This window comes from Bacteroides sp. AM16-13 (assembly GCF_003602705.1).
GTDB classification, from domain to species: Bacteria; Bacteroidota; Bacteroidia; order Bacteroidales; family Bacteroidaceae; genus Bacteroides; species Bacteroides xylanisolvens.
This window is the reverse complement of record NZ_QTLK01000010.1, coordinates 1-24,029: the sequence shown is the minus strand read 5'-3', so window position 1 is coordinate 24,029 and position 24,029 is coordinate 1. Positions and strand designations below refer to the sequence as shown.

The 24,029-nt window shown below is 40.5% G+C and carries 10 protein-coding genes; 3 read left to right on the top strand and 7 right to left on the bottom strand.

All coding sequences use genetic code 11. From position 1 onward, the window contains the following. Position 1: 1 nt before the first annotated feature. The 4 genes from DW173_RS10090 to DW173_RS10075 all read right to left on the bottom strand — a co-directional run bounded on the left by DW173_RS10090 (position 2) and on the right by DW173_RS10075 (position 9,814). Positions 2-3,214, bottom strand: a complete 3,213-nt coding sequence (locus DW173_RS10090; protein WP_004298568.1) for a SusC/RagA family TonB-linked outer membrane protein — start codon at positions 3,212-3,214, stop codon at positions 2-4. A gap of 104 nt (positions 3,215-3,318) precedes the next feature. After that, on the bottom strand, positions 3,319-5,559 hold the full coding sequence (locus DW173_RS10085; RefSeq protein WP_120144389.1) for a glycoside hydrolase family 3 N-terminal domain-containing protein: 2,241 nt from the start codon (positions 5,557-5,559) through the stop codon (positions 3,319-3,321). 15 nt (positions 5,560-5,574) lie between these two features. Further along, complete coding sequence (locus DW173_RS10080) at positions 5,575-7,566, bottom strand: FAD-dependent oxidoreductase (protein WP_118407068.1); 1,992 nt, start codon at positions 7,564-7,566, stop codon at positions 5,575-5,577. Positions 7,567-7,684: 118 nt separating this feature from the next. After that, positions 7,685-9,814: an alpha-galactosidase gene (locus tag DW173_RS10075; RefSeq protein WP_120144388.1), complete on the bottom strand. Its 2,130-nt coding sequence runs from the start codon at positions 9,812-9,814 to the stop codon at positions 7,685-7,687. 185 nt (positions 9,815-9,999) lie between these two features. Between DW173_RS10075 and DW173_RS10070 the strand changes: the two genes are divergently transcribed. Then, entirely contained in the window at positions 10,000-13,962 is a 3,963-nt protein-coding gene (locus DW173_RS10070; RefSeq protein WP_233562141.1) for a hybrid sensor histidine kinase/response regulator transcription factor, read from the top strand. 38 nt (positions 13,963-14,000) lie between these two features. Here DW173_RS10070 and DW173_RS10065 read toward each other — a convergent pair whose 3' ends face one another. The 3 genes from DW173_RS10065 to DW173_RS10055 all read right to left on the bottom strand — a co-directional run bounded on the left by DW173_RS10065 (position 14,001) and on the right by DW173_RS10055 (position 19,619). Further along, a complete protein-coding gene (locus tag DW173_RS10065; RefSeq protein ID WP_233562139.1) occupies positions 14,001-14,471 on the bottom strand; it encodes an IS66 family transposase in 471 nt (156 codons plus the stop codon). Positions 14,472-15,245: 774 nt separating this feature from the next. After that, positions 15,246-17,453, bottom strand: a complete 2,208-nt coding sequence (locus DW173_RS10060) for a T9SS C-terminal target domain-containing protein (RefSeq protein WP_233562136.1) — start codon at positions 17,451-17,453, stop codon at positions 15,246-15,248. 171 nt (positions 17,454-17,624) lie between these two features. Beyond that, positions 17,625-19,619: a glycoside hydrolase family 97 protein gene (locus DW173_RS10055; protein ID WP_118407131.1), complete on the bottom strand. Its 1,995-nt coding sequence runs from the start codon at positions 19,617-19,619 to the stop codon at positions 17,625-17,627. A gap of 206 nt (positions 19,620-19,825) precedes the next feature. Between DW173_RS10055 and DW173_RS10050 the strand changes: the two genes are divergently transcribed. Next, complete coding sequence (locus DW173_RS10050) at positions 19,826-22,063, top strand: glycoside hydrolase family 3 N-terminal domain-containing protein (RefSeq protein WP_120144387.1); 2,238 nt, start codon at positions 19,826-19,828, stop codon at positions 22,061-22,063. Between the two features lie 49 nt (positions 22,064-22,112). Beyond that, positions 22,113-23,906, top strand: coding sequence for a glycoside hydrolase family 2 protein (locus DW173_RS10045; RefSeq protein WP_118407063.1), 1,794 nt, complete (start codon positions 22,113-22,115; stop codon positions 23,904-23,906). Positions 23,907-24,029: the final 123 nt, after the last annotated feature.

Genomic DNA, 24,029 nt, shown 5'->3' with positions numbered 1-24,029 from the left:
TTTAGAAGGATAGTTGAATACCGAGGTTATATACTCTTTGCACCGGATATCTCATTCCATCACCGGCCATTTCCGGGTCCCAAAGTTTGAACTTGCTAAACGTCAGCAGATTAGTTCCGCTAGCATAGATTCTCAAATTGGTTATGTGAGCCCGTCTCGTATATTTATCAGGAACCTTATATCCCAGTTCCACCGACTTAAGGCGCAAAAAAGAACCATCTCTCATGAACCAAGTGCTGCGTTGAATATTGTTCTCCACTAATGTGCCGGACAATCTAGGCCATAATGCTTTTACATTACGGTTATCTTCCGACCAATGGTCATCTGCATACACTTTAAGCAGGGCATTCTTCGAAACAATGGAAGAATTGTCGTCCGTATCGACAAAAGGAGAAGTTTTCTTAGCGTCAATCCAGAAAGATTCGCGTCCTAATCCCTGAAAGAAGAACGAAAAGTCAAAACCTTTATAACCTGTACTCAAACCAAAACCATAGACAATCTCCGGGGTGGTAGGATAACCAATAGGCACCATATCCGCTTCTGTAATTTTATCATCACCATTAATGTCTTTATACTTAATATCACCACCCATATAAGTTCCGAAAGATTGCACCGGCGAACTTGCCACATCTTGCTCATCTACAAACAAACGCTCTGCCACATATCCCCATTGTTGAGAAATGGGTCTCCCCACTTTTGAACGCCAAGGAGTAGACGAATAATCAGGTTCCTCATATACTTTATACTTTGATTTAGAATAGGTAAAATTGGCACGCCCTGTAATCCAGAAGTCTTTAGTAAACGAATGATTCAAGTCTATAGACATATCAAAACCATGTCCTTCAGCCTTCCCGATATTTGCCTGCGGAGTTTGTTGCAGCCCCATCGTTGCAGGAATATCCGCCCTGCTCATCAATATGTTCGAACGTCTTTCTGTATAATAATCAGCCTGTATTTCCACTTTATCGAATAAACCCAGCTCGATACCTACATTCATCTTCTTCGATATTTCCCAACCGATAGATTCATTAGCATAACGCTTGATGCTGACTCCATTCACTGTATATCCGAAATCTTGTCCCCATATATATTTCCTACCGGAATCGTTCACATTCACATCCGACTGGTAGAAAAAACGGTCTTCATCTTTACCTATCTGGTCGTTACCAACAAGTCCATACGTAGCTTTCAGTTTCAATTTTGAAATCGCATGTTTCCACCCATCTGTTCTATTCAACCAAAATGGTTCATTGGTCAGAATCCAACCGAAACCGATAGAAGGGAAAAAGCCCCAACGATTATTTTTAGCAAAACGCTCCGAACCATTATATCCAAAGTTACCTTCCAAGAAATAACGACTATCATAATTATAAGTAAAACGACCGGATACCCCCATATTCCTGTGAGGCAACGAAAGAAGCAAACTTCCCGCATTTCCCGACAAATAATTGCGCATATTATAAACCAACAAACCACTCACGCCATGATTCCCAAACACACGATCATAATTAATAGCTGCTTCAAAATAAGTGGTAGCATTTACTTGTTTGCTTCCTTCCGTATAGCTCAGCCACTCAGACCCCTTATCGGGATTCAAGCAATTCAGCACATAAGTATCATTGATTTTATCATACATACTCACCGCATAATAGTAAGGTGTATATTCGCGGGTCTGTACAAAATAAGCATATCTGTTTGTACTGAATAAGGCACGCGCATTCAAGCCCTTGGTTATAAAATCCAATTTTTGCTTTACTTCAAACTGCGCCATCATTGTAGAGCGGGAATAATTTTTAAACCCTTTCACCATGTCTGCATACGGATTGATATACTGCCCTTGGTCTGTATTACCAAAAAGAATATGCTCTTTATAGGCATTTGCAGCATCCGGTGCATAATAAGCGGGAAATGCTACCGGATCACTACGCATTACTCTGGAATATAAATCATTACCACTCACAATCGGACCATTATAATCTTCAAAAGCACCATGCAAACGAACTACAGCCTCTGTAGTTTTTGTCAAGTTAATATTTATATTGGAACGAAGCAGATACTTTTTCAAATCAATGGCATTGTCACTGTTTTTTGTAGATCGGATAACTCCCTGGTCTTGCGTAAAAGAACCCGCAATGTAATATCTCGCCACTTTTCCCCCGCCACTCACATTAAAATTCGCCCGATGATTGACGGCAAAGTTCTTAAACATAATCTCGTTCCAATCGTTAGCCGGATAAATCAGAGGATTAGCCCCTCTTTGTGTCATCTCAATCTTCTCCATAGAATAAGGCACCGCCTGCATCGGATTACGCGTAAGAATAGCCTCATTATTTAGTTTCATATAGGTGATAGGATCTGCCAATTCTATCTTGGAAGTCGGTGCAGAAAGAGAAGACTCATAACGGAAAGAAATGCTGGCCTTTCCCTCTTTACCTTCTTTCGTCGTAACAAGTATAACGCCATTTGCTCCGCGCGCACCATATAAAGCAGTTGCTGCCGCATCCTTCATAATAGAAAAACTGGCAATATCGTCTACCTGCAGCCGTGCTAAATCCGAAGATGACATTTCTACCCCGTCAATCAGAATCAGCGGTCCTCTGGCATATGTGAACGAAGTAACTCCACGTACAAAGAAACTGGCATCGTCCGAACCGGGTTCACCACTACGTTGGTAAGCAATGAGTCCTGCCACCCTTCCGGCCAAAGCAGTAGTAAGATTGGAACTAGGGACTTTAAGCTCTGCGGGTTTTACAGTAGAAACCGATGCAATAACGCTTTCTTTTTTCTGCTTGGCAAATGCAACCACCGTTACCTCATCAAGCTCATCCGGTTTTGTACGCATAGTAATTATCAACTCAGTCCTTCCTTTAATCGCCACAGTCATGTCTTCCATTCCCAAATAAGAGACTTGTAGTGCGTCTGTGGGCAATACAGCTATGGTGAACGAACCGTCAAGGTCGGTCGCAACTCCACGGGTTCCCCCCGCTACAACAATATTTACCCCCGGCAAAGGTTCACCTTGTTCATCAACCACTTTTCCTTTCACCATAATAGACTTTTTCGTTTGAGCCTGTTTCTGTTGGCTCGATTCGTAATTATGCATTCCGTAATCTTCTGCAAATACGGGAATGCTAAAACTCATTCCAAAGAAACATGCCACAAACAGTTTCTTTAAAAATACGTAGGTTATACGACAACTGTGTATTTCAATCATAATATCGATAAATGTTAATTAATTATTGTAACTTCACAATGCAGAAAAAATCTGCTTTTCATAGATAATCATTCAACTGTTTCTCATAGGCTACACATTATAATTTAGGGTTTTACAAATTTTACTTTTACTGATTGTACATCTTTCGAATTAGGTCCTGTCATAAGAATAAATTCTCCGGATTCAATAACAGGCTCCATATCCTGACTAAGAAAAGACAAATCCTCCGCACGCAATTCGAATCCAACAGTACGGGTCTCTCCCTTTCTTAAGAATATTTTCTTAAATCCTTTCAACTCTTTCACCGGGCGAGTCACACTTGCAATGACATCACGAATATAAAGTTGAATCGTTTCCTCTCCGTCATATTGACCGGTATTAGTTACATCGACACTCACTTTGAGTATCTCATTGGTCGAGAACTCTTTTTGGCTAACCCGAGGAGCAGAATAGGAGAAAGTAGTATAACTTAACCCATATCCGAAAGGATACAATGGAGATACAGGAGAATCAATAAAACGATTCGTCCACTTTGTCAGTTTATCGGTTCCCGGACGACCGGACTGCCTGTAATTATAGAAAACGGGAATTTGCCCCACATTACGAGGGAAACTCATCGTGAGTTTGCCGGAGGGATTATATTTACCCAAGAGCACATCCGCAATTGCATTTCCGGTTTCCGTACCTAAGAACCAGCCTTCTACTATAGCGGGAACCTGCTCTGTCAACTTTGAAATTGTCAATGGACGTCCATTCATCAGAACTACCACTACAGGCTTTCCCGTATCCAACAGAGCTTGTACCAATTCTTCTTGTACCCCTGGGATAGATATATCCGCCCGACTTGCGTCTTCTCCGCTCATAGAGGCCCTCTCCCCGATAGCTGCAATGACCAGTTCCGATTGGTTAGCTGCTTCTACTGCTTCGGAAAAGAAAGAACAGTCTGTTCCGGTAACGTCACATCCTTTTGCATAATTGATTTTTATATGCGAAGGCAAGTTGTTTTTCAATCCTTCCAACAAGGTTACATAATCATTTACTTCTCCTTTCCCAGCCCAGTAATCTCTCAGATACTGCTTATTATCAGCCAATGGTCCGACCACAGCGATACTTTTTATATCTTTAGCCAGAGGCAGAAGATAATTCTCATTCTTCAACAGTACAATAGATTTTTGCGCCGCCTTACGTGCCTCAGCTATAAAGTCACAATTTCTAATAACCCTTTTTTCCCGCTTCACATCACAAAAACGGAAAGGGTCATCAAATAAACCCAACTTGAATTTCATGCGAAGAATCCTGCGTACCATTTCATCAATTTGCCCAACAGTCACTTTCCCTTCATTGATCAGAGCTAAAGCGTGCCTGTTATATTCCCCGTCTGCCATATCCATATCTACTCCTGCATTGATTGATAGTTCTACGGCTTGCTTGGAACCGTGAGCCATTCCATGTGGCACCAACTGCCATATAGCTCCCCAATCGCTCACTACAACCCCTTTAAACTTCCAACGATTCCGCAAGACCTCTGTCAATAACCATTTATTCGCAGTGCATGGTACACCTGCAATATCATTAAATGCCGGCATAAAAGTTGCTACCCCTGCCTCCACCGCCGCTTTGAACGGAGGCAGATAAATCTCTTCCAACGTGCGTTCACTAATATCTACAGTCCCATAATCTTTTCCCGCCTGCGGCAATCCATAAGCCGCAAAATGTTTGGCACATGCCAGCACCGACTCATTGCTACCCAAATTCCACTGATATCCACGAACCTTAGCTTCCGCTACCCGGGAAGTCAGCCAAGTATCCTCTCCTGCTCCTTCCAATACACGTCCCCAACGAGGATCTCTGGAAACATCAATCATTGGTGCAAAAGTCCAGTGTAGTCCTGCTGCAGCAGCCTCTTTAGCTGCAATTCTTGCAGACTTTTCCATTAATTCCAAATCCCAGCTACATGATTCGGCCAGAGGTATCGGAAATATCGTTTTATATCCATGAATCACGTCATACCCGAACAGCAAGGGAATCTTCAAACGAGATCTTGTTACCGCTATTTCCTGGTACTTTCTGATTTCTTCTACACCCGCTATATTCAATATCGACCCTATACGCCCGGCTTCCAATTGCTTGTAAAAGTCATCCTGTGCTTTCTGCGGCCCCGTTGCCACTCCATTCGCATTACTCTGATTGAGCTGACCGATCTTCTCAGCTAGTGTCATTTGCTGTAGCAACTTTTCTACCTTTTCTTCTATTTCAGGAGAAGCCTCCATAAACAAGCTCTGAGAATTACCTCTTTCAAAAGATAAAAAAGCAATCCATAAGATTAATAGTGTTTTCGTTTTCATAGTTGATAATATTTCTTATTCAAATTGGGGAACTAACAATACCGCATCGGCCGGCACAGTTCCTATGGCATTCTCACTGGAGATCTCTACATACCCTTGCTCAGAAGGTTCAAAATGACATTCATCCAGCAAATACCATTCTCCGGTGGTTTGGCCTTCTATCTTCAAAGCGTTAGGAGTCACTATAATGTGCCGTGTACCCCTACCATTTCCAATCCTGACAGTATACGTATCCGCTTGCTTCATCTTGGGAGAATAAATATAGACTTTATACAATCCTTCCTTCTTTATCGGAAGCTGATATCTCACTTTGGCTATATTCCTGCCATCCGACTCATGCGTACGGAATGTAAGTCCATATCCGGGTTTCTGTTTCGTTTTCCAGTCTCCGGTCATCTGAACATACGCTGCCTGGTCATCATCCACCAGTATATCTCCCGGTCGGCCGTCGGAATAAGGATTTTCGTCCAGCAACCGTTTAATGTCAGACACACAAACTTCTTGCACATCACATTTTTTATCTATGGCGAGACTTGCCGCTACTGCCGATGACTGTGCCAGTACCATAAAAACCGGTTCCATACGAATAGAGCCATAAGCTATATGAGAAGCGGAAAGACAAACCGGTACCAGAAGATTCCTGACTTCTTCCCGACGGGGAACTATGCAGCGATAGGAAATCGGATAAGGTTTGAAACCACCGACTTCGACATTTCCCTCATTCTTTACAAAGCCATTGATAACGTGTCTGTCACAATTATGCGAATCCATAGTATAAGCAGCCCAACCAATGCCATCGTCACATGTCTTCTTTCCGACACAATGCTGCTGAGTCATCACCACTTCTCCAAGCATTCTGCGCGCCTCACGAACATACAACTGATGTGACCAATGCCCATTGCCTACAAATTCATCTTTCGGATAACCCCATTCCCTCATTTCGCGCCTGATCTCCTTTGGAATCCTTCTATCATGCCCGACAAAATAAAGCAATCCCTTCGTATAATCCACATGTTCTTGCCAAATACTGTCTCTTTTTTCATAAGAGGCTTCCGGATATTCCCAATTAGCACCAATCATATCCGTAGAAAAAGCACCTTTATTATTGATATCAGTCTTATCGCCGGGCATCAAACTCCAGATAAAAACATCTTGTAACCCTTTCCAAGGCTCCACTTCTTTCAAGCGAACCAATAATTCATATTTCTTCGAATCATAGTTTTCCGGCCGGGTAATGGGTATTCTATTTCTCGGATTGTTGGTCAAAGTAATCCTGAAATTATAAGCTTGTATCTTCTTATCACCGCTGCCCGTAGGTTGAGGAACAGTATGATGTATTCCCCACAACAAACCGCTTGTCGGATCACCCTTAATCTTATAAGGATCAACTTTTCGATTAAATTGATGACCTTTATGTATTTGAACTCCGTTTAGAGTCTCACCATAAGTAGCATTAGACTCACGTCCGGTCATATATGACACACCCGCCCGTGCCATCAAATCTCCCTCATATGAACAGTCTATAAACACTTTAGCCCGAACACTCCTGTTTGTTGCCGGCTGCGGATTATATGTATTCTCCAGCATTATTTCATTTATCTCCCTTTCAGCCACTGTAGAAGATACGATACGATATTCATACCAAGTTTCTATCTCTGCCTTATTTATATAATCGACAAAAATAGATTCTGCTACTTTAGGTTCAAAAATCCACTGCTCAAGCTTACCATAGTGCGTTCCCAGTTTACGATAAAAATCCAAGGCCAATCCTTTTACCACATATTTATTGCCGATATCCGTATATCCCAATCCTCCGGAAGTCATCCCACCCAGATTACGGCGAGGTTCGATAAGAATGACACTCTTCCCCATATTCTTAGCCGTATATGCCGCAATGACACCCGCGGATGTACCACCATATATACATATATCTACTTCACGAACCGACTGGGCCTTTATGCCATCGAACACCCAAAAGAGTAAGGATATTAAAACCGTATACTTCATATATTTTTCTATTATATTAATTCATGCACCTCTTCATTATTCATCATTTCTTCTGATTGACCACGCAAACATAGTATTTCATGAGGTTATGCACTCATTCTAAAGTCTCAAACACTTTCTATTTTATCTCAACCTGGCTTTGCGATTGAACTATCACGTATTTATACACCACATAATCATTCATTGAAGGTAAAAAAACCTCAATTGTTCCTTTTTCATCCACTATTGTCTTTATCGCTTTACCGTGTCCCAACAGAGGTACACATTCTATTTCCGTTCCCGGAGCCAACCAAGTTTTTACATGATAAGATTGCAAAGGATGATACTCTCGAAAAAAAATAAAGTATCCTTGGTGCTCCCGTATAGATTGGAAGCCTGTCCATGACCTGCCGTCGGGCATATCACCTACCGGCAAAATGATTCCCTGATGAAAATCATGTTGAAAACCACGATATTTTTCTACCTGTTCACGCAACAGCAAAGCCTCTTGCGGCAGATTAGTTCCCTCCATCCAAGCCAATGGCTGCCCTGCCATAGTAATGGCAAAAAGATATTCAAATGAATAATTAGCCGGTCCGAAAGGATCATTGGCATACTTCTCCTCATTACGCCATTTATTTAAAAATTCAATTTGTAGCTTTTCAGCAGGTACATATTTGGAAAGCTGCCACAAGTTACGTAAAGTCCAATAAGGATAATAATTCTGCCAATCTGTATACCGATTTTCCAAGAATATATTTCCATACCGATTAAATGTATGGTATCCCCCACGGCGACCGGCCGTCGCATCCAAATTAAAAACCACTTGATTGTCGGTTTCAGCCAAAACGTAGTCAAACAACCTATGCAAATTCATTTCCGCTTCTTTAGTCGGGATAGACAGTCCGTCAATCTTAAATATACAGATGCCATATTCTTTATATAATCTGATAATAGCTTCCGCATCCTTTTTCCAATCTGCAAAATTATCTTGTATGCTGGGATTAAACCACAATGCTATGTCAATGCCCAGTTCTTTGCCTCTTTTTATGATAGGAGACAATCCGCGAGAATACTTGCTTTTATCCGGTGTCCAATAATCCGGATTACTCCATATATCCTTAAAAGAGCCTTTCGCTACTGCCGAATTAGGACTCTTCCCGGTTTGCCAGCCATCGTCAATCTGAAAATGAGTAATTCCCAGTTGAGCCGCCCGCTCTAATTCCCGCAAGCAAAATGCCTCGTTTACTTTCGAATCTTGACTGCGGTCTCCCCATGTATTCATCATTATCATTTCATCCCGTTGAGGAAGCAGCCGGCGTATTTGTTTCTGATAAGTACGTAACGCCACCAACTTGTCAACCGCTTCCGGACCATAAACCCCGATAACGCATCCATAAGCAGGAGTCCATTTGTCCGGAGTAATATCTTTCTCTGAAACCCCTAGGCCCGTAACAGTAAAGCTCCCAAACTCAGCCATAAAATCATATCCTTGATAGGCTAGCTGTACATTTGAGCAAGGAGCCTCTTTTAGAAAAAAGAAACCGTTCTTACTGATATTTTCACGAACTTGTAATAGATTTCCCCGATAATGATTTTTACGATAAGACAGGAAGTTTCTCTCCACCACTAAATTATTATTCCAGTCTGTCGCATCAAAGAATTCAATACAATCGACATTCCAGTGTTGCCCTTTGAAATTCAATTTATCAAGCGTAGATGCAGTTTGGTCAATTTGCATATCTTCAAGGAACTCAATATTCTTTCGATCGGCATTATTCAACTCCTCACTTTTCCCCAGAATGGACACATTCCCTTTTAAATAGGTGTTGCAGGCGATAGCCGGACAATCATTATATACTTTATAAACACGTTTAACTTGCAACTGCCGTAAAGCAAACTTTACTTCTATCTGCAAATATGCCGGGTGAATAGTTGTTTGCGCCACCCGTACTATATCTACAGAAGCTTTCTCCGCCTCCACAAGTTCTTTATTTAATTGAAAATCAGGAGTACGTGAAGTATTCCTCCAGGAATACCGATTTGTTTTATCAGTCAGTGTATGAGTTATCAGATTTCCATTATTCCAAAGAAAAGTACGTTCAATCCGATTATTCCCCATAATCAATGTATTCTTCTTTAAATAACCATAAAAAGTGTCTTGAGCCACCACCGTCTTTCCTAAAAGAAATAACAACCCCAACAGAAAAAAAGACTTCTTCTTTCTTCCCCTATTCAAGTGTTTTTCAAACAATAGCTGTACTTTCATCACATTTGTATTTTTAAATTCTGCCGTAAAAGTAGAAACGCTTCTTCACAGATACAGAATTATATATCTCAAAAACATTCTTTTCTGTCTCATAGAAAAGAAACAAAAGAAAAAAATAATATATTTGCAGCATGTATCGTTTGTGGTTTACATTCATTATAATTTTGTTTTCCTGCTTTCATTCTATGACAGCAACAACACATGACAAGCCTTTCTTCTTTCAACATCTGACTATGGAAGACGGGCTTTCCAACAATCATGTATCAGCTATTTTCCAAAGTAAGGACGGAATTTTGTGGCTAGGAACACAAAAAGGACTGAACTGCTATGACGGTCATAATTTCAGGCTCTATAAAAAAAGAGATTCATCCACCGCCAACAGTATTAGAGGAAATGGCATTAAAAAGATTCTTCAAGACCGCGACAATAATATCTGGGTACAACACGAAAAAGGAACGGACGAAATCAATTACATTACCCGAAATGTCCGACATGGATGGGCGCACGACTCTATCGGAAAATCAGTTATCGATATCTGCACTGACTATAATCAACAACTGCTCATCCTCTGCGATCAGGAAGTATGGCAATACATAAAACCGTCACGGTCTTACAAACGACTGTTCACTGCCCCTGAAAACTACTCCCTATTCTCTCTAATAAAAGATAAACAAGGAGGATATTACATTGGTACCCGACAATATGAGGTGCTAAGATGCGACAGCAACTGGAATATCACATCACGAATCCAGTCTGCACTAAAACAAAAAGGTCCGGCAAACAAAGGATTGGTTTTTCCTTTGCACATGGACTCTGAAAACAGACTTTGGTATGGCATAAAAAACCAAAGTATCGAACGGTATACCCCTCAAACAAAGAGTATCACCAAATATAGCTTATCGAATACATCATTTATCAATCCTGACGTACGCGACATGATTGAAATGGATAAAGATTATATGCTTATCGCAACTTTTAACGGTCTTTTCAGATTGGATAAAGAAACCTTGAATCCTTCTCACGTTCTTTCTCCGCAAACAGAAGAAGAGGGCACTTTAAACCATTTCTCGATTTATAGTCTCTACAAAGACAAGCAGAACATTTTGTGGGTAGGTACTAATGCAGGAGGCGTGAATTTTTGTCATCCTTACAATCAACGTTTCAAAACGATCCATCCCAATCTGTTTTTAGGACGCATGGGGATGATACGCAAGGACCAAGAAAACAATATATGGGTAGCTACAGAAGGCGGAGGATTGTTCTCTTACAACCAGCAAACCGGTTATCAGGAAAATTATCTAGTACACGGCAAAGAGAAATCAACCTATTATGCCAATATCCTCAAATCTCTGTTTATTGACGGAGATTCTATCTGGTGCGGCAATCAAAAGGGAGAGATTTTTATTTTCTCCATAAAAAAGAAAAAGTTCTCATTCTACACACGTCTAGGTGACAGTAATATCCTTGCTATTTTTAAAGACTCCAAACAACATATCTGGATTGGCACCAAACAAGAAATTATACAGTTAGCAAAAAATGCCGACGGAAAATATGTCAAACAGTCAACTAGCAGTCTTATTCCCATAGAAGACGTATGTGTCATAGAAGAACTTCCAAACGAAATCATACTGTTCGGTTCCAAAACGAAAGGTATCTATATATACCATACGTCAACCAACCAATGGCAACATCTTGATAATCGTTTCTTTAAACTTCCGGAAGATACCAACATCAGCATAACTTCTTTCTGCAAAACGAAAGACAACCAGATATGGGTGACAACAGAAAATCAAGGGTTGTTCCTATTGGATACGGACTTTCAAATAAAGGAGCATTTATTCCATTCGGGAAACAATTATCTGGAAGATTTGTATCACGTAGCAGAAGGAAAAGAAAACCAGCTATGGCTGATGACCAACAAAAGCATTCTTTTGTATGATACCAATACGCGCCTCATCCGTTCATTTGACAGCCATAACGGACTTAACCTGAAGGACTTCAGTGCCTATTCTTGCTGGATGGATATCAATCGGCAACTGTGGTTTTCGGGCAACCGGGGAATTGCAATGCTGGATACCGAAAATTTTCCACTAAATACATCACGTTCTCCAATCATCTTCACTGATTTATTGGTAAACAACCGTGTTCAACACCCTTTGGCACCCGAATCCGTATTGAAACAGAATTTTAATGAGACTCGGACACTGAGCCTTAATTACAATCAGACTAATATCGCTATCAGTTATACCTGTTCCAATTTCATCTATCCGGACAACAATACCTTTTTTTACAAAATGGATGGTGTAGATGAAGAGTGGATTGATGCCAACAACCGGAAAACGGTATATTACAGTAACTTGCGCCCGGGACATTACCGGTTTCATATCAAAGCCTTCAACAACGACAATATGTTCTGCGGAGAAAAAGAGATAGAAATCATCGTTCTCCCTCCTTTCTGGATACGCTGGTGGGCATTTCTTATGTACGCAGTCATTATATACTTGTTGATACACAGATACGTAATATACCGGCAGAGAAAACAAAGACTAGAGCATGAATTGCATCTGAAACAGATTGAACAACAAAAAGCGGAAGAACTGAATCATGAGCTGCAATTGTTTTTCACCCAAGTGGCACACGAATTTCGTACTCCTTTATCTTTAATATTAAATCCTTTGGACGAAATACAGGATAAAATTATACACATAGCAGGCGTGCAAGAAGCATTGAAACTTATCCGCAGAAATGCACAACGGTTGCTGGCATTGGTCAACGACTTGATGGATTTGCGGAAAATAGAATCCGGAACGAATAAGCTAAACCTTTCTAATTTTGATTTCAACGATTTCACCAAAGAAGTTTATTATACTTTTCAAGGAATTGCCGGACAACGTCATCTGAAATTTTTGTTAAACTTGCCAAATACTCCCATCATGGCTACTTTTGACAGAGAAGCCATGGAGAAGGTACTTTTCAATTTGCTTTCCAATGCTTTCAAATTTACTCCTGAAGGCGGAGAGGTACACCTGTCCGTCACCACAGAAAAAACTGTCGAATCCAAAAGTATCCTGATTGAGATAAAAGATACCGGTATCGGTATCTCGCCCGAAGACGTTGAGAAGATTTTCCGTCCCTTTGCCCTATCACGTAAAGACTTGCATGGGAATATCAGCGGCAGTGGAGTAGGACTGAGTATCACCCGGACAATTATAGAACATCACAAAGGAACCATACAAATTCAAAACAATCCTCCGCACGGGACTTGCATCCATATAGAACTTCCCTGGGTATTCAATCCCCAATACACCATCTCGCCCACTATCATTGAGGAAGAAGACGTGAGAAAGGAAGACATCGGACAATTCCCGCTAAAGGTAAATCTGCTCGAAAAAACTATCTTGCTGGTAGACGACAATCCTGAGATACTGAACTATCTGAAAAAAGAACTTGGAAAATCTTTCAATATACTCACTGCCACCAACGGAAAGGAAGCATTGGGCATGTTACAACAACAGAATATCTCATTAGTGGTGAGCGATGTCATGATGCCCGAAATAGACGGCATCGAATTATGCAAACGAATAAAAACAGACCATAACCTGTCTCATCTCCCCATCATCCTACTCACGGCAAAAGCCATGAATCTGTATATAGAAGAAGGCTTCCAGGCCGGAGCAGACGATTACATCGTCAAACCCTTCAAAGTGTCTACGCTGAAAATACGTATCAAAAATATTCTGAACCGGCAAGAGAAGATGAAAAAGATTTACGGCAAGCAATTATCATTGAAGAGTGCTGGCATAGAAGTAGAATCTATAGATAAAGCTTTTGTTGATAAATACATTGCCATTGTCAAAGAAAACATCTCTAATCCAGATTTCAACATTGACCAACTTTGTAAAGAACTAGCTATAAGCCGGGCCAATTTATATAGGAAAGTCAAAGCAATCACTACCTTATCACCAGCGGAAATGATAAGAAATATACGTTTGGAATGTGCTTCCGAATTATTACGCAACTCACAACTGACTGCCACCGAAATCGCAATACAAGTCGGATTCGGCAGTTACAGCCATTTTAGCGATTTCTTCAAAAGTATATACGGGATATCTCCTAAAAAATACAAAGAACAATACGGAAAATCCTGATTTAACGCAGTTAAGCTGTAAGCGTCTCCGCGTTGCCGTTACTTTTTCCATTTGTCCGGTAACAGTTCCCTAAGCACCTTTTTGTCAGTGTTTGGTTTAATCCCAATAAATCTGTTAAGTATGTCTTTGAAGTAGTCGAATGTGTTTATCCCGTTAAGTCTGCATGAGCACGCCAATGAATATATCAGCGCCGCTCTCTTTGCCCCTTGATGACTTCCGCAGAATAGCGAGTTCTTTCTACTTAAACTGATATACTTGTTTAACCTTTCTATCTCGTTATTATCCAGCTTGTAGTCCGGTTTGAGCACATAATTGCACAATGCCGGATATTCATTCAGGGTATAATTGACCGCCTTGCTCAAATTACTTTTGGGCAGAGTTGTCTTTTTCGTCTGTATTTGCAACAGTTCATCTTTTAATTCGGTTAATATAGGGAGCATATGCTTCTTTCTGTATTCCAGGACTTGTTCGGGTGGGTATTCAGGTGGCATTTTCAAGGTATTTCTCATAGTCGAATACTATCTTCTCCCTTTTTCTGGTGGAAGACAAGCAAGTTCCGATTGTCCCACATATTGTGGGAAAGTATTCTCTAATATTATGGGAAAAGATTCTCTTATTTTGTGGGAACAAATTCCCATAATATCAGAGAATACTTTCCCATAATATATGGGACAAAGAGAATATGTACTTCTCTGATAATAGTTGACTAGTTGTTTCTTTATTCTTGTTATAGGTTGGCAGGAAAGACACTATGAGAAATGAATCCAACAAGTATGAGAAACAGGGTAAAATCGGGGGTATTTGACGGAAAAACTATGAGAAATGCTGTTTTAGAAATCATTTCTCATAGTCTATTCTATTAGTTTTCTGCCACTTATGATTGATGAATGAGAATATGAGAAATGAAAATGAAAAATCGGGTTCTTCGTCAAATTTGGTGGTAAATTCTTTATCTCTTTATTTCCAAGTTAATAATTATCCCTTTTTACTCACTTTCATAAGAAAATATAGGCACTGACTGAATTAGCTAAATGAGCGGAGAAAAACTTACCACCAAATTTGACGAAGAACCAAAAATCGTTTGCAGGGAGCGGTAAAACAAGACGGCAACGCGGAGACGCTTACCGGTACAATGTGAAGGAGGTGAAGAGCGATTTATCTCATCTTTTACGTTTCCAATCACCATAAAACACCGATTCACAATCATCCGGGCTAATGTGAAACCTATGAACCTCCGAAATGCCTCTTTATAGTAGAAACTTCAAAAGACCTCAAAGAAAGAATCAATCAACAGTGTAAAGGTTGAGTCTTGCGGTATCTATTCCATATACGATGACAGGTGCCCCGGTCAATGATATGGTTGCCTTATGATCAGGAGCTCTCAACCGTATTTTCTGTCCAATGACGTTCACCAACTTCAGACTTTCTCCGGCAGCAGGGAGTTCCAACTCCGTGTGCACACGCCATGTATCCACCCAAGGTTCTGGAGACAGGGCATTGTGTTTCTGGATAAACCCTTCCGCTCTATTCCAAAGGACGGCCATCGCCCCGCTGGGAGTGTCGAACAGCAATCCTCTATGATGGCTGTTCTCATCTGGGAATTTAATCCATCCCTTGCATGTTGCCCCGTCCAGTGCTTCGGCAACCGTGCAATAAGCCATCAGTGAAGGCTTAAAGCTAAGATCTCTGTTGATAAGACCGAAGAAATACTCCCGGTTGCCGGCATTCACTCCCAGTTGGTCGAACCAAACTGAATTAAACAATTGGTAATAAAGAGCATTCTTCACTCCTTCCGCCGCTGCCAATATATACGACAAGACTACATTCTCGGCAGAACCACGAGGAGTGTCGTTCCATGAATGATTGGGATAATCCAACGCATAAACCTCCGTCAAATACAGTTCCTTATTTCCGCCATGCTTCTTTATAAAATCATTTGCCAACCGAATGGAAGCGTAATAATTCCAATAAGGATATCCTTTAACCGGTTTCTGATATTTTTTCCACGGAGTAACTACAGGATAATCAGGAGTATAATTTCCTCTACCCGGATGCAATGCAATGCCATCCAACAAGTCCCAACCACCAACCTCTACCAACTTATTCATAAATATTTCATCCCAACCTGCCATACCAAATGAAATCAGTTTAATTGCCTGCCATTCCGGTTTTTCCTGCTGCACCCGGCGAATTGTTTTCAGCCACGCCACATAAGGTTCAAGCAACACAGCGCCTCCGATGCCATCTTTGCTTACGGCAATACCTGCATTATCCATGTTGATTTCATTGCCAAACTCCCATATCCTATTGCCATTGCAAACCATTTTTTCAAGACAAGCACGAACCGTTCTTTTACGCATCTGTTCGTCCCATTCCTTTTTCCAATTAACATTATTATGGAACATCGCCCATATAGAAGGAAAATTTGCCGTATCTCCATTCCGCAACCATTTTACTCCCATTCTCTGCAACAAGCGGCTCAAATTATCCAAATCAGGAATCTCCCAATAGGCAGAAAGCCCCATAATGCTTTTCTCAGGAGAAGAAAAAAACTTATGAGGAGGTAATACGCAAATATTAGTTCTGGAAAAAACTTGCTCACGCCCCTCATTGTCGACCAGAGAGGCTTCTACAAAAAACAAATCCTGTTCTTGCTCCGACCTGAACCGGACAGGCCGAACAACACACTCTCCGCTAGCTAATACCAAAGCTTCGCTCTGTCTGACAACTACATTGCCCTTAAAATCACGTACCCAATAATTTAACCTAAAGTTCTTTTTTTCTTGAGCTGTATTGGTTACGTTAACATTCACTTCCAAAATCTCCAAGGCGTCTTCCCACCAGTTGTAGGTTTTATCCGTAGTCAGAGTCAGTGCAAACGGACGCCCGTGCCATCGTGAGCTGATGACCTCGTAAGATTCGTCTGCCGAAGCAATCACAACAGAAAAGCGAGTATCCAGAACCTTTTCTCCCTGTAGACTTTTCTCAGTAAATACTGTATGTCTGAATCCCTCGTCTTTCCAATTAAGATTAGCAGAATTACCTTTGTTATACGCCAAACATATCTTATAATTGCCGTTCCGAAAAGGAACAAATTTTGCATCAAACTCTTCAATGGGAAGTCCACCTTCAGAATGACGTTGCCAAAGACCTGTTTTCGCTACAGGCAGTTCCCGGCTCCGCTCCCCTAATAAAACGAAACGGAATTGGGAACCGCCCCATTTCTTTTCTACATATTCTTCGGGCATCCCACTAACAGTATAATGGACATCTACCGCAGAAGGACGTGCTATATAAGTACCCGTAAGCACCAGCGTTTCCGGAATTTTCCGTCCTCTGCTATCTCTTTCGGGAAACGTAAAACGGGCACGAATAGCCTGACAACCATCCTCCTCCACCATTTCATAAGTACACGCTTCCGGAGCAATCGCCGGCGACCATCCCAATCTCATACTCCCCAACCGGACAAGCTTTTCCGATTGCTTATTCATAACAAATATTTCGTCAAAGCCGGATGCTTGAAGAATATAACTTGCAGTTTCAATCCTACAAGTCTCCATAGCATATATGGAATTATTGCCTAAGCAAAACAGCATACCGACATATATAAACGACCACAAGAGGACCTTTAAAAGAATTTTATTCTGTCTTTCCATTGATAACTACGGTTTTTTATAGATTTTCATTGCATAACCTCCACCAGGTGCCATAGATATCTTCAGTTTCCTGTCTGCAGGAATATCAATCACCTCTTTTACATAATCGGATGCCACTCTGTGAGCATTTGCTCCATCACGATAGACTTCCGCTGCAAACGCACCTTCACCGATAAACGACAAGTCAAGTGTCAACGTGCGTTCATCCCAATTAGTCATTGCTCCCACATACCAGTCTTTTCCTTTCTGACGGGCAATTGCCACATATTTCCCGATAGCCCCATCCAAAGATATTGTATGATCCCATACAGTGGGAATTGAAGTTATAAAACTCGTACATTCCGCTTCACGCTCATACATAGAAGGACTGTCACACAGCATACTCAAAGGAGATTCAAAAACTACATACTCCGCCAACTGACGACAACGGGTTCCTTGACTCATCGGCTCCTCAGTAATATAGCGGAAATTCTTTTTATTTGCGTTACGCATGGCACCTTGCGTATAATCCATAGGTCCGGCAAGCATACGGATAAACGGAATAGTCACATCATAGGTCACCTGATCTATATTATTACTAGTGAACTTTAATTGTTCAAGCCCATGCACTCCCTCAAAATTAAGTACATTCGGATAAGTCCGGTTTAATCCTGTCGGCTTATAAGCTCCATGAAAATCCAGCAATAACCGATGTTTTGCAGCAATCTTCGCCGCTTTATAGTAAAATTCAACCATCGGCTGGTCATCCCTGTCCATAAAATCAACCTTAAAACCTTTTATTCCTAACTCGGAATAATGCTTGCAGACTTTCTCCAAGTCGCGATTAAAGGCATAATATCCCGCCCATAAAATTAACCCGACATTACGGGAGGCGGCATAATCTATCAGTTTCTTCAAATCAACTTCCGGTACTACCTGAAAAAGGTCTGCCTTCAAATTCACAGCCCATCCTTCATCCAGAATTACATATTCAACGCCATGACGAGAAGCAAAATCAATATATGCCATATAAGTTTCATTATTAACTCCGGTCTTAAAATCAACTCCTTTCAAATTCCAGGCATTCCACCATTCCCAGGCAACTTTTCCCGGACGTATCCATGATATATCCTTCACGCGCGAGGGAGCAGCAAGCTTATAGACCATATCATTATCTGCCAATTCTTTATCATTCTCGGAAACAACAACAATACGCCAGGGAAATACAGCATAAGCCTGGCAACTAGCGATATAAGGTTCGCGCACTTGTATCACTTCCTGCAAGGAATTATATCCTCCTTGCCTTTTCTCCTTGGGATAAGGAGCATATACTCCCTCCAATGCGTTCCGATCTTTCGTTTTAGCCAGAAACATACCAGGATATTGCTCCAAATCAGCCTCAGCAATACATAATTTACGATTATCACCTGTCTCAACAACTATAGGAGAAAATAACAGTTTATGAGGATTCATCCGGCTAATGGGTTCATAAGTATATATATTCTCAAATGAATTAAAGAACTGCTTCTCACGGTCTTCGCTTCTAGTACGGACATACGGTATGTAAGCATTCCGGTCCGTCTGGAAATGAAAACGCGCTTCTTCCGACGCTACCGTAAAAGGCTTATTCCCGCTTGATACAAAACGATAGGCCATACCTTCATTATACATCCTGAAAATAAGGTTAAAACCATTCTTAAAAACCAATGTCATCTCATTGAAATGGTCAGTAACGGCAGCACGTTTATAAAAAGGAGAAGCTATCGTCTTATTCACCGTATTATTACGCACAGACCGTACTTTTGAGTTTGGTCCCCACACCTCTCCGTCTCCCAATGTCATAGAAATAGAAGAAGGATAAATCAAAGTATCACCTTTATGCAACAATGCATAAGAAAGGACATTCCCCGTTTTTACAGAAACCTTCAGTTGTTTGTCAGGAGAAAATACTTCATAGTGTTTCTGACTCCATCCCAAAGTAGCCAAAAGCAGAAACAGAGAAATTAATGTAATGTTTTTCATATTCATTCTTATAACTTAGTTTTAAATGATTGAGAGCAAAACTATACATTTGATTCCTTGCCAACAAATGCTGCAAGACTAAATTTCGGGTATGAGACGATTCCGCAAGTTTTTGAGACGCACGCCTTTCTTATCTATGTTTATAAGCCCTACTTTTGTAAGCATCATTACAGAAAATCATAATCACTATTCAATCAAAAAATAAAATGAGAAAGTATATTGTTTATATCCTCTTACTTATTAACTGCAACATATTGCAGAATGACTTATCGGCACAACCTATAAAAAAAGATTATAGCCGACAAGTAGATTCTCTTCTTCAACAAATGACGTTGGAAGAGAAAGTCGGACAGATGATCCAATACTCCAATGACAAACTCCAGACAGGTCCTACCATCAAAAACCAAAATCATGTAGAAGAAATAAAAAAGGGAATGGTTGGTTCGATGTTCAACATCATTACAGTAGAACGCGCCAGACAGTATCAGGATTTGGCTATGCAATCACGCCTCAAGATTCCTTTGATATTTGGTTTGGATGTTGTGCATGGAATGAGGACTATCTTCCCCATTCCATTAGGAGAAGCTGCCAGTTTTGACCTGAAAATGATAAAGAAGACCGCCCGGATAGCCGCTTCCGAAACGTCAGCATACGGTATTCATTGGACCTTTGCGCCAATGGTAGATATAGCCAGAGATGCCCGTTGGGGAAGAGGTATGGAAGGAGCAGGCGAAGATACATGGTACGGAAGCCAGGTAGCCAAAGCACGCATAGAAGGCTTTCAGGGAACAGACTATTCCCGACAGAATACAGTTCTTGCCTGTGCCAAACATTTAGCTGCATACGGTGCTGCTCTCGCCGGAAAAGACTACGCGGAAGCCGATATTTCGGATGCTACACTCCATCAAGTATATCTCCCTCCCTTTCATAGCGCTGTAAAAGCTGGTGTAGCTACGTTAATGACAGGATTCAATGAAATAAACGGTATTCCGGCTACTGCCCACAAATATCTTCAAAATGAGCTATTAAAAGAAAAATGGGGATTTAAAGGTTTTACCGTAAGCGATTGGGGTTCCATTGGAGAAATTGCCCGACACGGAATAGGCAAAGACAACAAAGATGCTGCCAGAATTGCCGTCATAGCAGGATGTGACATGGATATGCACTCCATGTCTTATAAAAGAAATCTGGTTGACCTTGTAAACGAAGGCCAAGTAGATGTAAACCTGATAAACGATGCCGTAAAACGAATACTGACATTGAAATACGAATTAGGGCTATTTGACGATCCTTATTGCTATAACAACAGATATCAGGAACTAAGCGATAAGAAGATAATCAAGGAACATAGAAAATCAGCACGCCTGATGGGAAGCAAGTCAATCGTCCTTCTCAAAAACAATCAAGTCCTTCCTATACAGCCGCATATATCCAACATTGCATTAGTCGGTCCTCTCAACAAAGCCTCCAAAGATATGTTAGGCAATTGGAAAGCAGTAGGAGACGAAAAAGAGGTTGTGACAGTCGATAAGGGTTTACGTAACGCTATCCCACACGCACAAATAAGTTATATCGAAGGATATGATTTGGAAAATAATGAACTCAAACCATTACCGGCATTAGACCGCTTCGACATGATCATTGTAGCGGTAGGAGAAAGAGCAATGGAATCAGGAGAAGCAAGATCAAAAGTTGATATCAACATCCACAAAAATCAACAGTTACTAGTGAAACAATTAAAAGAAAAAAGCAACAAACCGGTTGTAGCACTTATAATGGGAGGACGACCATTGATTTTTTCAGATATGGAACCTTATGCCGATGGCATACTAATGACTTGGTGGTTGGGATCCGAAGCAGGGAACTCGGTTGCAGATGTACTCACCGGAAAATATAATCCTTCAGGAAAACTACCGGTTACTTTTCCCAAACAAGTAGGTCAATGTCCTATTTATTATAACCAGAAACGAACCGGAAGACCTTGGATTCCTAATAATTTATATGTCAGCGGTTACTGTGACGAAACAGCTTTACCTGCCTATCCCTTTGGTTTCGGATTAAGCTACACACAATTTGAAATAGACACCCCAGTACTTGAGAAAGAGAAATATTTTTTTAACGAACCTATTAAGGTAAAAGTAAAAGTCAGAAATAACGGAAAACACAAAGGAATAGAAACCGTACAACTCTATTTACAAGATGTCGTAAGTTCCATTACACGTCCTTTCATAGAGCTTTGCGGTATCCGACAAGTAGAATTAGCACCTAAAGAAGAAAAAATAATCGAATTCACTCTGTTTACGGAAGATCTTTCATTTTACAACCATGAAAAAGCATTCATTACTGAACCCGGCGAGTTTAAACTATTTGCAGGTAATAGTTCCGACAACCTACGGGCTACCTCCTTTGAATTACTGGAGACACGAATATCTTCCAACAAATAGCCTGACTTCATTCTGATATACAACATAATAACTGAAATAAATAACATTTATGAGAACTAAAAAGCACATCATCCTAACGTTATTGTCACTCATCCTGGTAAATCAAAACAGTTGGTCTCAGGAGCTTATCACAAATGTCTATGGACGCAACTATCAACTATTGAACGGCAAATGGAATGCAATCATAGACCCTTATGACCAAGGCATCCGAATGGGTATGTTTAAGAATAAAAAGCCTATGGGTAAAACTGATTTTTATGAATACTCATTTGAGGAAGGTTTAATTTTGAACGTTCCTTCCGACTGGAACTCTCAGATTCCCGAACTTAAATTTTATGAAGGAACAGTCTGGTATGCCCGCCATCTGGACATCAAGAAAAAGGAAAACGAAAGATTGTTATTATACTTCAATGCAGTCAGTTATCGTTGTAAAGTGTACCTAAACGGGAATGAAATAGGTCAGCACGAAGGAGGGTTCACTCCTTTTCAAATAGATATAACTGATAAAGTTAAAGAGAATGACAATTTTCTGGCTGTAGCAGTGAATAACACCCGAACCAAAGATGCAATACCCGCCATGTCTTTCGACTGGTGGAATTATGGAGGAATTACAAGAGATGTCATGCTTGTAACAGTTCCTCAAAAGTATATTAAAGATTATTTTATCCAGTTGGATAAATTCAATTCTGATAAAATCAATGCGCATATTTCTTTGTCAGATAAAAAAGAGGGGCAGAAAATAATACTTGAAATACCGGAACTGAAAGTAAGAAAAGAATTAGTAACAGATCTTTCAGGTAGCGCACAACTCTCTTTCACAACCCGAAAGTTACAACGTTGGTCACCCGAATCTCCCAAACTATATACAGTCGTTATTTCATCCGATTCCGATAAAATAGAAGAAAAGATTGGATTTCGTAATATCTATGTGAAAGAAGAAGATGTTTATCTAAATGGCGCCCCCATCTTCATGCGAAGTATAAGCTTCCATGAAGAAATACCACAACGCAAAGGACGCGCTTTTTCAGAAAGCGATGCAATCATGCTATTATCGGAAGCAAAAGCATTAGGAGCTAACATGATTCGTTTAGCTCATTATCCCCAAAACGAATACATCGTAAGAAACGCTGAAAAAATGGGGTTTCTTTTATGGGAAGAAATTCCTATCTGGCAAGGAATAGACTTTGGTAATGAACAAACCAAAAATAAAGCCGGTACAATGATTAAGGAAATGATCATGCGTGATAAGAACCGATGTGCTCTTATATTTTGGGGAGTTGCCAACGAAACAGCCACTTCCGAACCTCGTAACCAATTCCTCAGATATTTAATTAATTGTTGCCATGAATTGGATACTACCAGACTCATTACTGCCGCATTTGATCTGGCAAGGTATAATCAAGAAACAAAAGCCTTCGAGATGAAAGATCCATTCATAAAAGAACTGGATGTGGTTGCAATCAATAAATATATGGGATGGTATCACAATTGGCCTGCCAAACCTGAGCAGGTAAAATGGAATATCGCATCTGGACAACCTCTCATTATATCAGAATTCGGAGGGGAAGCGTTGTATGGGAAAAAAGGCAAAGTTGATATCAAAAGTTCATGGAGTGAAGATTATCAGACGCAATTATATCTGGATAATTTAAAAATGTTCAGCCATATTCCTAATCTACGCGGAATATCTCCATGGATCTTATTTGATTTTCGCTCTCCTTTTCGCTTTCACCCCAATCAAGGAGGTGAATGGAATCGCAAAGGCTTAGTATCCGATCAAGGATACCGTAAAAAAGCTTGGTATATCATACGGGATTATTACAGTAGTTTTAATAAGAATTAGCGAACGTCTTATAAAATAATGGAACGAAATACATGAGGATGAATTATTTATCAAATATTAGTTTTGACACAGGGATATTCCTAAAATAATAAAATTTAAGGCAACTAATTCATTGCGAGTTAG